Origin of the sequence: Pseudomonas sp. NBRC 100443, assembly GCF_030268185.1 — a bacterium.
Taxonomy (GTDB): Bacteria; Pseudomonadota; Gammaproteobacteria; order Pseudomonadales; family Pseudomonadaceae; genus Pseudomonas; species Pseudomonas citronellolis.
In genome coordinates, this window is sequence record NZ_BSQE01000002.1 from 166,261 (window position 1) to 180,076 (window position 13,816).

The following is a 13,816-nucleotide window of genomic DNA, read 5'->3' on the forward strand; positions in this document are numbered from 1 at the left end:
CGACCGGATCAACCGGCGCGTTTGCTCGCCGCCCGTTCGAAGACGCTCTCCGCCCATTGGTTGAGGCTCTTGCCTTCGGCCTGTGCGGCGAGGCTGGCGGCGGCGTGAACCTCGGGGCGGATACGCAGCATGACCTTTCCCGAGGCCGGCTTCTCCGGCGTCACGCCCCGTTCGGCACAGTCGGCCAGGTAATCCTCGACGGCTGCGTGAAAGGCCGTGTGCAACTCGGCCACGCTGTCGGCATGGAAGCTGATGATGTCACGGACACCGAGCAGGCGGCCGACGAAGATGTCGTCGCGGTCGTCGAATTCGACACGTGCCGTGTAGCCTTTGTAGGTCATGCAGTTCATGGCTCAACTCCGGCCCGACGAAGAAATTCGCGGGCCTCTTCGACTTGGTACTTCTTCGCCTCCTTGCCCGGGTGGGGGCGATGGCATCGCCAGATGCAGCCACCCAGGGCCAGCCTCACCCTCGAACCTTCGCGCTCCTGAACTTCACCTCCGAGGTGGAGGACAAGCGCTTCGATGTCGGCGAAGGCCAGTGACGCACTCGTGGGCGTGCGAAAGAGGGCTTCCAGTGTCTTGGCGTGACGGCTCTTCATTCGGCGAATGCTATCGTCGAATGATAGCAATTCATGCCGGAGAAGTCGTGGAGCACCGTAGGAGGCGGCCGGGCGCGTAGGCGAATAAGTACTCGCGGTTTGCCCTGGCGTCGATGGCACAGATTGGCGCGGAGGTGGAGGTGCTCACTGGGATGGAGGTGCGTGGGTTCGATACCGCCCCTCTCCCTAACCCTCGGCTGCGCGCCTCGCCCTGAAGGGAGAGGGGACCGTTCGGAGTGTTCTGGTACTTCTGAGTTAGTCGGCAATCATGGGCTATCCGGCGAATGCCACGCTTCACGTCGGCACGGACAAGCTCCCTCTCCCTTCAGGGAGAGGGCTGGGGAGAGGGGCGGAGGTAACCTCATGCACCATGTGCGTCCGGGAAACACCCTTCACAAACCAGTCACGGCCGCCCGGCCACACTCGCCGAAGTATCCTTCCAGTAACCCTGCAACTTCAGCTCTTCCAACCCGCGCTCCACGAACTTCGGCTCCAGCAGTTCCTCCACCTTCACCTCGTTGCGGATCAGGCGCGCCTTGAGGCTGTAGGCGATGGCGTCGGCGTAGTGCTGGCGCAAGGACTGGTCGTACAGCGGGCTGAAGTGCTGCGCCCAGGGCTCGCCCTCGGCCTCGCGCTGCAGCACGCTCAGCGGCTGGCCGGATTGCGCCTGGTAGCCCTGGTAGGTGTCCTTGTTGGCTTCCTGGGCGGTCCAGTGGGCGGCCTTCAGGTAGGCGTTCACCACCAGCTGCGTCAGCTCCGGTTGCTGGGCGACGAAGTCGCGGGCGCCCCAGAGTTCGGCGCGCATCTTCCAGTCGGCCGGCGCCTGCTTACTGGACCAGATTATGCGGCCCACCTGTTTGTCTTCCAGCAGGTAGGCATCGCTGAGGGTGAAGAAGGCATCGACGCGGCCGGCGCTGAGGGCGGCGGCGCCGGCCTGGGGGTTGAGGTTGAAGATGCGGAAGTCGTCGAAGCCCAGGTGGTTGGCTTCCAGCAGCTTGGCGAAGGACAGTTCCCAGGGGCGGCCGCGGTGCAGCGCGATGCGCTTGCCCTTGAGGTCGGCGATGGATTTCGCCGGCGAGCCCGGCGGCACCACCAGGTAGACGTTGTTGCCGCTGCCGCCGGGGACGATCAGCCGGGTGGCGACGCCGGAGGCGTTGGCGATGATCGAGGGCAGGTCGCCGTAGAAGGCGAAGTCGATGCGCTGGTTGGCGAATTCCTCGTTGACGAAGGTGCCCACCGAGGCGGTGGCCGCCGGTACCCATTCCAGTTTGACGCCGCGCCTGGCCAACTCCTGCTCGAGCCACTTGTCGCGGTCCATGACGTAGGCCGGGCCGTTGAAGGTGACCTTGCCGGCGTTGGCATAGGCGACGGTGGCGATACGGATGCTCTGCGGCGCCTCGGCGGCCTGGACCTGGCTGGCCAGGAGGGCGGCGGGGACCAGCAGCAGACGCCGCAGCAGCCGGGATAGGGAAGGGACGTGCATGGTGCTCTCCTCGAAGGGGCCCGCGGCCGGCGCCGCGGGCAGGCAGGTCAGAAGTCGGTGGTGACGGAGACGCCGAAGGTGCGCGGGTCGCCGAACATCACCCCGGCGCTCTGGAAGCCGCCCGGCAGGGTGTGGTTGCGGTATTCCTTGTCGGTCAGGTTGTTGACGTAGGCGGTGACCCGCGTGGTCTCGCCGGGCAGCTCGTAGGTGACCCGCGCATTGCCGAGGGTGTAGCCGCCGCTGCGCATGTTCTGGCTCTGGTCGTTAGAGAAGAAGTACTGGCGGCTGCGGGTGTTCCAGTCGGTGCCGAGGATCAGCGCGCCGCCGACGTTCAGCGGGATGCGGTAGTCGGCGCCGATCACCGCCGAGACGTTGGGCGCGCGGACGAACTTGTTGCCCGAGTAGTCGCTGCTGCCGGAGGTGTAGTCGGTGAACTCGGTGTGCAGCAGGCCGAGGGCGAAGTTCAGGTGCAGGTTCTGCAGCGGGATGGCCTCCAGCTCGAACTCGGCGCCGTAGGCCTCGCCCTGGGCGCCGTTGGCCAGGCGCGAGACGGTCTGGTTGTTCACCGCGCTGACGATGTTCAGCTGGATGTCCTCGTAGTCGTAGTAGAAGAGCGCGGCGTTGGCGTTGAGGCGGCCGTCCAGCCATTCCGACTTCAGGCCCAGCTCGTAGGCGGTCAGGTATTCCGGGTCCACCGTGGCCACCGTGGCCTGGCTGGTGGCGCCGGTGTTGTAGCCGCCGGAGCGGAAGCCGTAGGCATAGCGGAAGTACACCCGGGCGTTGTCGGAGAGGCGGTATTCGGGCGTCAGGTCGTAGGTCCAGTCGCTCCAGGTGTTGCGCTCGTCCTGCACGGCGTTGACCACCAGCGGCGTGGTCACGCTGCCCGGCTTCCACCAGTCGCCGCCGGCGAAGCTGGCCTGGCCCTGGTTCTGCAGGCGGTGCAGGTCGATGTCCTTGGTCTCGCGGGTCCAGCGCAGGCCGGCGGTGACGCTGAAGTCGTCGGTGAAGCGGAAGGTGCTGCTGCCGAACAGCGCGTAGCTCTCGGTGCCCTGGCTGTAGATGAGGTTGTTGTAGTAGCGCTGGACGTACGGGTTATCCAGCGCCGCGCTGGCGTTGCGCGAGTCCAGGTCCTCGTTGAAGTAGTGGAAGCCCAGCACCCAGTTCAGGCGGTCCTCGCGCGGCGAGGCCAGGCGGAATTCCTGCGACCATTGCTGGCTGTCGGCGTAGGCGTAGCTGCGCTGCAGCTCCTGCGGGGTGTTGTCGGAGTCGCTGAAGCCGTCGCGGCTGAAGTGCTCGAAGGCGCTGATGGAGGTCAGCGTCAGGTCGCCAAGCTGCCAGTTCAGGTTGAGATTGCTGCCCACCTGGTCGATCTGCACCAGGTACTTGGCGCTGTAGTTGACCTTGCCCTGCTCGGGGTCGATGCGGTAGCCGAACTGGTTGCTGCCGTCCGGGCGCAGGCCGTAGTTCACCGTGCTGTAGCCGGCGGTGTCGTGGTAGCTGCGGGCGTGCAGGTTGAGGTTGGCCTCCAGTTCGTCGTTGATCCGCGCCAGGAACTGCAGGCGCGCGGCGTCGTCTTCCAGGCCGCCGCGGTCGTCGTTGTCGGCGATGTTCTCGTTGTAGCCCTCGCGGGCCTGGTGACGGAAGGACAGGCGCGCGGCCAGGCGGTCGTCCACCAGGGCGTCGCTGATCGCGCCTTCCACCACGCGGTCGTCGTAGTTGCCGGCGGCCACCTTGAAGTAGCCGGACTTGTCGAAGGTGGGCTTGCGCGAGATGAAGTTGATCGCCCCGGCGGTGGTGTTCTTGCCCCACAGGGTGCCCTGCGGGCCGCGCAGCACCTCGACGCGCTCCTGGTCGAACAGCGGGAAGCCGGTGGCGCTGATGTTGGCGATGTACACGTCGTCGACGTAGATGCCCACCGGGCTCACGGTATTGGCGCCCTGGTCGCCGGTGCCCAGGCCGCGGATCCACCAGCGCGGCCGGCCATGGCCCTCGGTGGTGCCGGCGGAGGCGTTGGGGATGTAGCGGGTGACCTCGTTGGCCGATTGCAGCGAGTCGTCGCGGACCTTGTCGCCGCTGAGCACGGAGATCGAGGACGGGACTTCCTGGGCGGTTTCCTCGCGCTTCTGCGCGGTGACCACCACCTTGGCCAGGGTGGAGCCGCCTTCGTCGGAAGCCTGTTCGGCATTGCCGGAGGCGGCGGTTTCATCGGCCAGCGCCGTCAGTGCTGGCAGGCCCCCCAGGACCAGGGCGACGGCGGTGGAAAGTGCGGTGCGTTTGAACATGTTGCTCCCCAATGGCATTCAGTGCGGACGTCGTGCAGCGGCGTCGCGCTGCGTTGTCGTAGTGACGGTGCGTGCGTCCGTTGGCTGGCGCGCATGGCATCCGCTGCGTCCCGAACGACGGGGCGCGATCTGGGGTAGGGCAACAACCGTACCGGTTTACTGAAAATCCATATAAATAATTGATTTAAAAGGCTTTATTTGAATAAGACGGCGCCGCCGAGGCGCCCTGGCGAGTCTGCGCTGGCAGCAGGCGTTGCTGCTGCTGTGCTGCTGGAGCAGCAAATCGCAAAGTGGAATATTGAAATGACTATTTATGATTTTTTGGTAATAAGAATTTTCAGGCACTATCCGGCCACTGCCCGCCAAAGGACCTGCCGCCATGTCGCTGCTCACCCATCCCCACGCCCGCGAACTGAGCAAATCGGTGCGGGCCACCGTGCTGGTCTTCGAGGACCCGCGTTCGCGCGAGTTGCTCAGCCGCATCGAACGCCTGGCCCCCAGCGAGGCCAATGCCCTGATCATCGGCGAGACCGGTACCGGCAAGGAGCTGGTGGCCAGGCACATCCACCAGCTCAGCCGGCGCGGCAAGGCGCCCTTCGTCGCGGTGAACTGCGGCGCCTTCCCGGAAACCCTGGTGGAAAGCGAACTGTTCGGTCATGAGAAGGGCGCCTTCACCGGCGCGACCAGCAGCAAGGCCGGCTGGTTCGAGGCGGCCAACGGCGGCACCCTGTTCCTCGACGAGATCGGCGACCTGCCGCTGAACATGCAGGTCAAGCTGCTACGCGTACTGCAGGAGCGCGAAGTGGTGCGCCTGGGCTCGCGCAACCCCATTCCCATCGACGTGCGCCTGGTGGCGGCGACCAACGTCAACCTGGCCGATGCCGTGGTGGCCGGGCATTTCCGCGAAGACCTGTTCTACCGCCTGCACGTCGCCACCATCCGCCTGCCGCCATTGCGCGAGCGCCCCGGGGACATCCTGCCGCTGGCCGAATTCTTCCTCGAGGAGCACTGCCAGCGCCTGGGCTACCAGCGCGCCAGCCTGAGCCCGGAGGCCGAACGCAAGCTGCTGGGCCACAACTGGCCGGGCAACATCCGCGAACTGGAAAACGCCATCCACCATGCCTTGCTGGTATGCCGCAACCAGCAGGTGCAGCCGGGCGACCTCTACCTGGCCGACCTCCGCACTACACCGGCCCGCGCCGAGCTGCCCGCACCAGCCGCCACGCCTGGGGAGGCGAGCCTGGATGCGGCGTTGCTGGCGCTCTACGAACGCAACCTGCCGGAGCTGTACGAGCACATCGAGGAAACCGTGTTCCGCACCGCCTACCACTACTGCCACGGCAACCAGTTGCAGACCGCCCGCCTGCTGGGCATCAGCCGCAACATCGTGCGGGCGCGGCTGGAGAAGATCGGCGAGATCGAGCCCTCCAGCCGGACGCTGGCGGCGCAGCGGGGCTAGTCGCCACGCCGCAGCTGGAAGCGGCAGACCTGGCCGCCGCGCAGCATGCACTCGCGGTGCTCGACGGCGGCGCCGCCGAGGTGGCCGAGCAGGGCCAGGTCGAGTTCGCAGACTTCCGGGTGGCGGTTGGCCAGGTGGTGGAACACGCAGTTGTGCGCAACTATCTCCGGTTCGCCGCCGCTGCGGGCGATCAACTGCGCCTCGTAGCCGGCGGCGTTCATGTGTTCGACGATGCGGGCCTCGTCCACCGGGGCCTGTTCCAGTTCCGCGGCCATGCGTTCGCCCAGCTTGCGCATCAGCGCTACCAGGGCGTCGTGGCCGATGAGTTGCGCCACTTCGCCGATCAGCAGGTCGGCCAGCAGCTGGTACTGCCGGGGGAACAGCTCGCGGCCGCGCGGGCTCAGCTGGTACAGCTGCTCCGGGCGGCGCCCGGTGGGGCGCAGCGGGCCGCGCAGGATCAGGGCGTCGCGCTCCAGCGCCGCCAGGTGCTGGCGCACGGCGGTGCGCGTCACCGCCAGTTGCTCGGCCAGCTCGTCGATGCTCATGCCCTGCGCGCGATAGAGCAGGGCGCTGAGCAGGTCCTGCTGGGTGCGGCCCAATCCCTGAAGCATGCGCCTACCTCGCTGCGAACTTGTCGGGGAACTGCTTGACCAGGGCGCTGGCCAGGGCGTCGGAGAGCATCAGGATATGCCCGCGCATGGCTGCCCAGGTCCTGGCTTCGGCAGCGTAGTCGTGGGCGGCCAACTGGTCGATCTGGGCGATGTGCTGGGCGCCGTGGGTGCCGAGCATGGCCAGCAGGCTGTTCTCCGGCAGGTTGGGGTTGGCCCCGGCGAGGAAGTGGGCGATGGCCCCGGCATTGCTCTGCAGGTCCTTGACCGCGGCCTTGCGGCCGTTGGCATCCTTGGCCACGCTGGCGTCGCTGTAGTGCTTCACCGCGCCCCAGTGCCCGGCCAGCAGTTTCAGCAACTGGTCGGCGGCCGGCTGGCCGTACAGCGGGGCGATGCTGTTGGCGATGGCCGTGGCGTTGGCCACCACCTGTTCGCCAGCCACCTTGGCCTGGCGGCTGTCGCCGGCCTGGTTGGCCTGCGCGTAGTCGCGGATCCAGAAGATGTGTTCCAGCCACAGGTCGCGCAAGGCCAGGCGCGTGTCCAGCGCCGAGGCCGCGCTGGGCGCGTCGGCGGCGTTGGCCTGGGTGGGCAGGGCGGCGCTGGCGCAGAGTGCGGCGAGTCCGAGGAAAAGCAGTGTCCTGACGTTCATGGCGGTAGCCTCTTGCAGGTCGATAACACTACAAGGGCAATTTCAGCATATTTAAATGCCGTTATTGTTTTTGCCGACCGGAGGTCATCCGGCGCGTTCCGCGCACCAGGCGGTCGCCCAGGGGCACGAACAGCAGCCCGGCGGCATAGCCGACCTGGGTGAGCATGGCCACCTGGCCGACCTGGGCGGTGCCGAGGGCGAAGCTGTCGCCGATGAGCGAGAGCATGGCCTGGTTGTAGTAGATGGTGGCGGCCGAAAAGGCGCAGCAGAGGGCCAGGGTGAAGGCGGTGGCGCGGGAGAGTCCGGGCGGGGTTGCCTGCATCGGGGGCTCCAGGGTGGCCCGAAGCGTGGCTAGCCGGGCGCCAGGCTCAGGGGCTTGGCCGGCCGCTGCTGTTCCGACAGCGCCATGTCCAGCGCCTGGCGCAGCTCCAGCGCCAGTTTCGCCACGGCGCGCAGGCTGTCCCAGTCGTGGCGGGGGATCTGCGGGATGGTCAGTTCCACGTCGCAGCTGTTGGGCGCGAGCAGTTGCACGGTCATCGAGCCGTCCGCTTCGAGGGTGCACTGGCAGCGGTAGGGCGTGAAGCTGTCTTCGAGAATGCGTTTGGCCTGCAAATAGGTTTGCATCGGGTGGCTCCCGAGTTATCGACTTGATTGAAGCGGGTCCGCAGGGTACGGCGAAGCTGGGATCGGTCGTCCGATCACGCCGAAAAGCCGACGTCAGGAAATGAACAGTAGCTTGCTAGCGAGTTGCCGTTATAACGATTTCTCATCTGCAACCAGCGAACGCTCCTTTCGGCAACCGTCTCGCCGCCCGGCAGCGCCGTGGCGGCAGGGGCAGGGCGGGCCTGGCGACGGACCCGGGGGAACGCGGTGAGCGCCTGACCTTGCGCGGCGGGGACGAGCCCTGGGCCACCTGGCGCGACACCCTCCAGCGCCTGACACAGCGGATGTGGCGGCAGTTGGGGGAGGCGCGCTAGGTGCCTGTGTGCGATTCACCCGGTTGTTTCTGTGGAGGTTTCAACGATGGATAATCGCGGACGGAGTTCGCTCCGGTTCCAGGAAGCACGGCTTTTCGTAGGATGGCGTTGAGCGAAGCGATACCCATCAGCGCAACCGCATGGGTTTCGCAAGCTCAACCCATCCTACGAAAAGCGCCTCGGTGCAGTCGGCAAGACAGTTGCTCCTACATTGTTTTCCGGGTTATTCCCGCGAACGCGGGACGCGGCTCCATCGCGAACAGCGCTTGCGCTGGCCCGAAGGGGAATAACCCAATAGACAGTTGCTTATAAGCGCATCCGGATATCGCAGCGGCAGGTATGTTCCAGGATTCCAGATAAAGAGCGGCTATCCACGGGCGGATATACGATATCGCCGTATAGAATTATCGGGCCTGGAATGATCGTTTGGACTACATCGACGTCGACAGCGGAACGCCCTCCTATAAATTCGTGCCGGTTCGTGTGATGCGCTCGGAAGTCAACTGAACCAAGTTGTCCAACATATAACCGGGGTGCCAATGACACCCCTTTTTTTCAGCCTTACTTGCAGTTCGGAATAAAACCATTCGGCACGCGCGATGACGATTGTCATGCGCCCGCTATTATCTGGTAGTCTCGAACGCCCAACCGTGATGGTAGTTGCCAAGCAAAATGACAGAAGAACTCCCCAATCCCCAGGCAGTCGACAGTCCGATCACCAGTAGCGCGATCTTTCTCGTGATGACGCTGGTTTCCGGCGAGGAAAACCGCGATGCCGTGCGCGCATTGTGCGGGGATATCGCCGCCCTGGTGCGTTCGGTCGGCAAGCGGGCGCCGGCGGGCAATCTTTCCTGCGTCGTAGGCTTCGGCTCCGACGCCTGGGACAGGCTGTTCGGCGCGCCTCGCCCGGCGGCGTTGCACACCTTCCGCGAAGTGGGTTCCGGCGAGCGCGTGGCCGTTTCGACGCCGGGCGACATCCTGCTGCACATCCGCGCGGACCAGATGGACCTGTGCTTCGAACTGGCGACCCAGGTGGTCACCCGGCTGGGCAAGGCGGTGGAAGTGGTCGACGAAGTCCAGGGCTTCCGCTACTTCGACATGCGCAGCATGGTCGGCTTCGTCGACGGCACCGAGAACCCTGCGGGCCGCGAGGCGGCCCACTTCACCCTGATCGGCGACGAAGACCCCGGCTTCACCGGCGGCAGCTACGTCATCGTGCAGAAGTACCTGCACGACATGGCCGGCTGGAACCAGCTGTCCATCGAGGCCCAGGAGCGCATCATCGGGCGCACCAAGCTGTCCGACATCGAGCTGGACGAATCGGTCAAGCCGAGCTGCTCGCACAGCTCCCTCACCACCCTGGTCAAGGACGGCAAGGAAGTGAAGATCCTGCGCGACAACATGCCTTTCGGCCGGCCGGGGGCGGGGGAGTTCGGCACCTATTTCATCGGTTATGCCCGCTCGCCCGAGCCCATCGAGGAAATGCTGCAGAACATGTTCGTCGGGCGCCCGGCGGGCAACTACGACCGCTTGCTGGATTATAGCCGCGCGGTGACCGGCAGCCTGTTCTTCGTGCCTTCCGCCGACCTGCTGGAACAGCTCGGCGAATAACTTTCCCTATCCGGACGATTTTCCCGGCAACTTCCCCGGACTATTGCGGCGACTCACTTCGCCGCAATAGTTTCGCAGCAACTCTGAAGTTGCTCCGGCATGTTCCGCTGAGTTTCCGCCGCTTCATTGTTTTGTAACTATAGCGTTGCTGTTTATCATCTTTCGTTGCTTGGCTGTCGTCGATTTCGTCTGGCGCTCTTCCACTTCCCGGACTATGGTGAACGGACGGTGTAATAGCCGTTCCTGCTTTTCGAGTTTTCCTGTCTCTTTCGTTTCGAAAAAAACAGTGCATGTCCAGGCTTCGGGTTCGTTATTCGGGTATGCGCTGCTGGAGATGCGGCCGCTCGATTACAAGCACCCACTTGTTGCGTGGAGAAAGTTCATCATGGCGACTCTCTGTGAAATCTGTAATGCGCGACCCGCCGTTGCCCGCGTGACCGTCGTACAGAATGGCGAGCGCAAGTCGATGTCGATCTGCGACCACGACTACCGTCAGTTGATGCGGCACCAGAGCATGCTCAATCCGTTCGACTCGCTGCTGGGGGGCGGCGGGCTTTCGCGCTTCTTCGACAGGTTCGGCGGCGCGGGCGAGGAGGGCGATGGCTTCGGCATGGCCGCCGAAGTGCCCCGCGAGTCGGTCGATGCCACCGACGCCTTCAGCGCCCAGACCCTGGAGATACTCCAGCGAGCCGCGGAAAAGGCCCACGAGCTCAGGCGCAACGAGCTGGACACCGAGCACCTGCTGTACGTGCTGGCCGACACCGACGTGGTGGTCGCCCTGCTCAAGGAGATGAAGCTGTCCCCGCAGGACATCAAGGGCTACATCGACCAGCACGCGCAGACCGGCAACGCCTCCGCCGACGCGCCGGTGGACCGCATGACCATCTCGCCGCGCCTGAAGAAGGCCTTCCAGCTGGCCTTCCAGGCCTCGCGGGACCTGGGGCATTCCTACGTCGGCCCGGAGCACCTGCTGATCGGCCTCGCCTCGGTGCCCGAGAGCCTGGCCGGCACGCTGCTGAAGAAGTACGGCGTGACCCCCGAGACGCTGCGCCAGAAGGTGGTCAAGATCGTCGGCAAGGGCGCCGAGGACGGCCGCGTGGATACCCCCAGCGGCACGCCGACGCTGGACAAGTTCGGCCGTGACCTCACCCAGCTGGCGCGCCAGGGCAAGCTGGACCCGGTGCTGGGGCGGGCCCAGGAGATCGAGAACGCCATCGAGGTGCTGGCCCGGCGCAAGAAGAACAACCCGGTGCTGATCGGCGAGCCCGGCGTCGGCAAGACGGCGATCGTCGAAGGGCTGGCCCAGCGCATCGTCAACGGCGACGTGCCGGAAGTGCTGCGCGGCAAGCGCCTGGTGGAGGTGAACCTGAACTCGATGGTCGCCGGCGCCAAGTACCGCGGCGAGTTCGAGGAGCGGGCCAAGCAGCTGATCGACGAAGTCACCGCCAAGCACGACGAGCTGGTGCTGTTCATCGACGAGCTGCACACCATCGTCGGCGCCGGGCAGGGCGGCGAGGAGGGCGGGCTGGACATCGCCAACGTGCTCAAGCCGGCCCTGGCCCGCGGCGAGCTGAGCCTGATCGGCGCCACCACGCTCAACGAGTACCAGAAGTACATCGAGAAGGACGCCGCGCTGGAACGCCGCTTCCAGCCGGTGTTCGTCCCCGAGCCGACGGTGGAGCAGACCATCGTCATCCTCCGGGGCCTGCGCGACAAGCTCGAAGCCCACCACCAGGTGACCTTCGCCGACGACGCCTTCGTTGCCGCCGCGGAACTCGCCGACCGCTACATCACCAACCGCTTCCTGCCGGACAAGGCCATCGACCTGATCGACCAGGCCGCCGCCCGCGTGCGCATCGGCGCCACCTCGCGGCCGGCGGACATCCAGGAACTGGAGGCGGAGATCGCCCAGCTCAAGCGCGAGCAGGACTACGCCACCTCGCGCAAGCGCTTCGACGAGGCGAAGAGCTTCGAGGAGCTGATCGGCGAGAAACAGACGCAGCTGGAGGAACGCTCCGAGGCCTGGGAACGCAAGACCGGTTCCGAGACCCTGGAGGTCACCACCTCGTCCATCGCCGAGGTGGTCTCGCGGCTGACCGGCATCCCGGTGGCGGAGCTGACCCAGGAAGAACGCCAGAAGCTGCTGAAGATGGAAGAGACGCTGCGCGAGCGGCTGATCGGCCAGGAGCACGCGGTGGTGGCGGTCAGCGATGCGGTGCGCCTGTCCCGCGCGGGCCTCGGCCAGGCCCACCGGCCCATCGCCACCTTCCTGTTCCTCGGCCCGACCGGGGTGGGCAAGACCGAGCTGGCCAAGGCGCTGGCGGAGAGCGTGTTCGGCGACGAGCAGGCGATCATCCGCATCGACATGTCCGAGTACATGGAGCGCCATGCCGTGGCCCGGCTGATCGGCGCGCCGCCCGGCTACGTCGGCTACGACGAGGGCGGCCAGCTGACCGAGCGCGTGCGCCGGCGGCCGTACAGCGTGATCCTGCTGGACGAGATCGAGAAGGCCCACCCCGACGTCAACAACGTGCTGCTGCAGGTCTTCGACGACGGCCGGCTCACCGACGGCAAGGGCCGGGTGGTGGACTTCAGCAACACCATCATCATCGCCACCAGCAACCTCGGCGCCTCGATCATCATGGACAACCTCGAACGCCCCGAGGCCGAGCGCATGGACGACAAGGCGCTGCGCGACGAGCTGATGGGCGTACTCAAGGGGCACTTCCGTCCGGAGTTCCTCAACCGCGTCGACGACATCATCGTGTTCCATGCGCTGTCCCGCGACGACATCCGCGCCATCGTCCGCATCCAGCTGCAGCGGGTGGTGCGCACGGCGGCCGCGCAGGACATCACCCTGACGGTCGATGAGTCCCTGGTCGATCACCTGGTCGACGTGGGCTACCAGCCCGAGTTCGGCGCCCGCGAGCTGAAACGGCAGATACGCCAGGAAGTGGAGACGCGCCTGGCGCGGGAAATCCTCGGGGACAAGGTGGTTTCCGGAGACAGCATCGCCCTGGGCTACGACAAGGAGGCCGGCAAGGTGACCCTGGAGAAGGGCGGCGCCCAGCCCCCGGCGGCCGACGCGGAGCAGACCGGAACCTGAAGGCGGGAGGACGGGTAGCGCTCCCGGCGGGCGCTACCCGTGCCCTCACCAGCGCTCGCCGGCATCGAAGCCCTGGCTCATTCAGCCTCCGGTCACCGTGGGGAAGAACGCCACCTCGTCGCCGCGGACTCATGGGCTTGCTTCATCGGGACTCCGGGGCGCGCGGGTCAGGGCGCCGGGCTGTAGAGCCTGGGCAGGCTGTGGTGGGGAAGGTGGATGAGGTTGAGCTGGTTGCGGCGCGCCCATTCCACGGTCAGGGCGGTGGGCGCCGAGAGGCTGACCAGGGTGCCGATGCGCGCCCGCACCGCCTTGTGAATGAGTTCCAGGCCGCAGCGGCTGGTGACGACGACGAAGCCCTCGGCGGGCTCGAAGCGCGCCTGGGCCATGGCGCCGATCAGCTTGTCCAGGGCGTTGTGCCGGCCGATGTCCTCGCGGCACAGGCGCACCTCGCCCTGGGCGTCGAGGTACAGGGCGGCGTGCAGGGCGCCGCTGTCGCGGGCGACCGTCTGGGCGGCGTTGATGCGCTCGCGCAGGCCCTCCAGCAGGCGCGCTTCCGGCAGCGGCGCCAGGCGCAGCGGGGTCAGCGCCGGCAGCGCCTGGTCCAGCGCTTCGACCCCGCAGATGCCGCAGCCGCTGGCGCCGGCCAGTTGCCGGCGGTGGTCCTTCAGTGCCCAGAAGGCGCGGTTGGTTATTTCGACCTGGGCCAGGTACGACTCGCCGGAACCGGTGATTTTTATATCGCGGATTTCATCCGGGGAAGTGACGATTTCATTGGTCAGGCTGAACCCCCTGACGAAGTCTTCCATATTACCTGGCGATATCATCATCACCGCTTGGTTGATGCCGTTATAACTGATGGCCAATGCCGTTTCCCGGGCAAGTACGGTCTCGCCGCTTATCCAGCTCTCGCCCAACTCGACATAACTATAGGTTTGCGCGGGCGCGGGCGGCGCATTGATATCGGATATATCGGTTCGAGCTTCGTCGATCAGCTCCATCACGGCACCTTGTGTCTTGTTGCCTGTTTTCAGGTTACGCAG

At 66.0% G+C, this 13,816-nt stretch carries 12 protein-coding genes; 3 read left to right on the top strand and 9 right to left on the bottom strand.

From position 1 onward, the window contains the following. Positions 1-8: 8 nt before the first annotated feature. From QSJ95_RS02995 to QSJ95_RS03010, 4 genes are all read right to left on the bottom strand, one after another. Positions 9-350: a type II toxin-antitoxin system HicB family antitoxin gene (locus tag QSJ95_RS02995; protein WP_069864930.1), complete on the bottom strand. Its 342-nt coding sequence runs from the start codon at positions 348-350 to the stop codon at positions 9-11. After that, complete coding sequence (locus QSJ95_RS03000; protein ID WP_249920067.1) at positions 347-601, bottom strand: type II toxin-antitoxin system HicA family toxin; 255 nt, start codon at positions 599-601, stop codon at positions 347-349. Before QSJ95_RS03000 ends, QSJ95_RS02995 begins: the two co-directional genes overlap by 4 nt. A gap of 403 nt (positions 602-1,004) precedes the next feature. Continuing rightward, complete coding sequence (locus tag QSJ95_RS03005) at positions 1,005-2,084, bottom strand: ABC transporter substrate-binding protein (protein WP_285639947.1); 1,080 nt, start codon at positions 2,082-2,084, stop codon at positions 1,005-1,007. A 47-nt stretch (positions 2,085-2,131) separates the two neighbouring features. Beyond that, a complete protein-coding gene (locus tag QSJ95_RS03010; protein WP_285639949.1) occupies positions 2,132-4,366 on the bottom strand; it encodes a TonB-dependent receptor in 2,235 nt (744 codons plus the stop codon). Between the two features lie 379 nt (positions 4,367-4,745). On the opposite strand from QSJ95_RS03010, the gene QSJ95_RS03015 reads away from it, so the two are divergent. After that, positions 4,746-5,825 (top strand): sigma-54 interaction domain-containing protein, encoded by a 1,080-nt coding sequence (locus QSJ95_RS03015; protein WP_074980840.1) that lies wholly within the window; start codon positions 4,746-4,748, stop codon positions 5,823-5,825. On the opposite strand, the gene QSJ95_RS03020 is transcribed toward QSJ95_RS03015, so the two are convergent. The 4 genes from QSJ95_RS03020 to QSJ95_RS03035 all read right to left on the bottom strand — a co-directional run bounded on the left by QSJ95_RS03020 (position 5,822) and on the right by QSJ95_RS03035 (position 7,706). Then, the gene (locus QSJ95_RS03020) at positions 5,822-6,436 is read right to left on the bottom strand and encodes a helix-turn-helix transcriptional regulator (protein ID WP_285639953.1); all 615 of its coding nucleotides are present in this window, start codon (positions 6,434-6,436) and stop codon (positions 5,822-5,824) included. The genes QSJ95_RS03015 and QSJ95_RS03020 overlap by 4 nt on opposite strands. 4 nt (positions 6,437-6,440) lie before the next feature. Then, positions 6,441-7,082, bottom strand: a complete 642-nt coding sequence (locus QSJ95_RS03025; protein WP_285639955.1) for a hypothetical protein — start codon at positions 7,080-7,082, stop codon at positions 6,441-6,443. Positions 7,083-7,143: 61 nt separating this feature from the next. Further along, positions 7,144-7,404 (bottom strand): hypothetical protein, encoded by a 261-nt coding sequence (locus tag QSJ95_RS03030; protein ID WP_285639957.1) that lies wholly within the window; start codon positions 7,402-7,404, stop codon positions 7,144-7,146. A 29-nt stretch (positions 7,405-7,433) separates the two neighbouring features. Further along, positions 7,434-7,706, bottom strand: coding sequence for a DUF1652 domain-containing protein (locus QSJ95_RS03035; protein WP_009621889.1), 273 nt, complete (start codon positions 7,704-7,706; stop codon positions 7,434-7,436). A gap of 1,025 nt (positions 7,707-8,731) precedes the next feature. On the opposite strand from QSJ95_RS03035, the gene QSJ95_RS03040 reads away from it, so the two are divergent. Continuing rightward, positions 8,732-9,670 (top strand): Dyp-type peroxidase, encoded by a 939-nt coding sequence (locus QSJ95_RS03040; RefSeq protein ID WP_043316765.1) that lies wholly within the window; start codon positions 8,732-8,734, stop codon positions 9,668-9,670. Positions 9,671-10,052: 382 nt separating this feature from the next. Continuing rightward, positions 10,053-12,776 (top strand): ATP-dependent Clp protease ATP-binding subunit, encoded by a 2,724-nt coding sequence (locus QSJ95_RS03045; RefSeq protein WP_420920033.1) that lies wholly within the window; start codon positions 10,053-10,055, stop codon positions 12,774-12,776. Positions 12,777-12,943: 167 nt separating this feature from the next. Here the strand turns inward: QSJ95_RS03045 and fdhD are convergent, their stop codons facing one another. After that, positions 12,944-13,774 carry a formate dehydrogenase accessory sulfurtransferase FdhD gene (gene fdhD / locus QSJ95_RS03050; protein ID WP_285639961.1) on the bottom strand — a complete coding sequence of 277 codons (831 nt, stop codon included), beginning with the start codon at positions 13,772-13,774 and terminating at the stop codon, positions 12,944-12,946. Between the last annotated feature and the right edge of the window lie 42 nt (positions 13,775-13,816).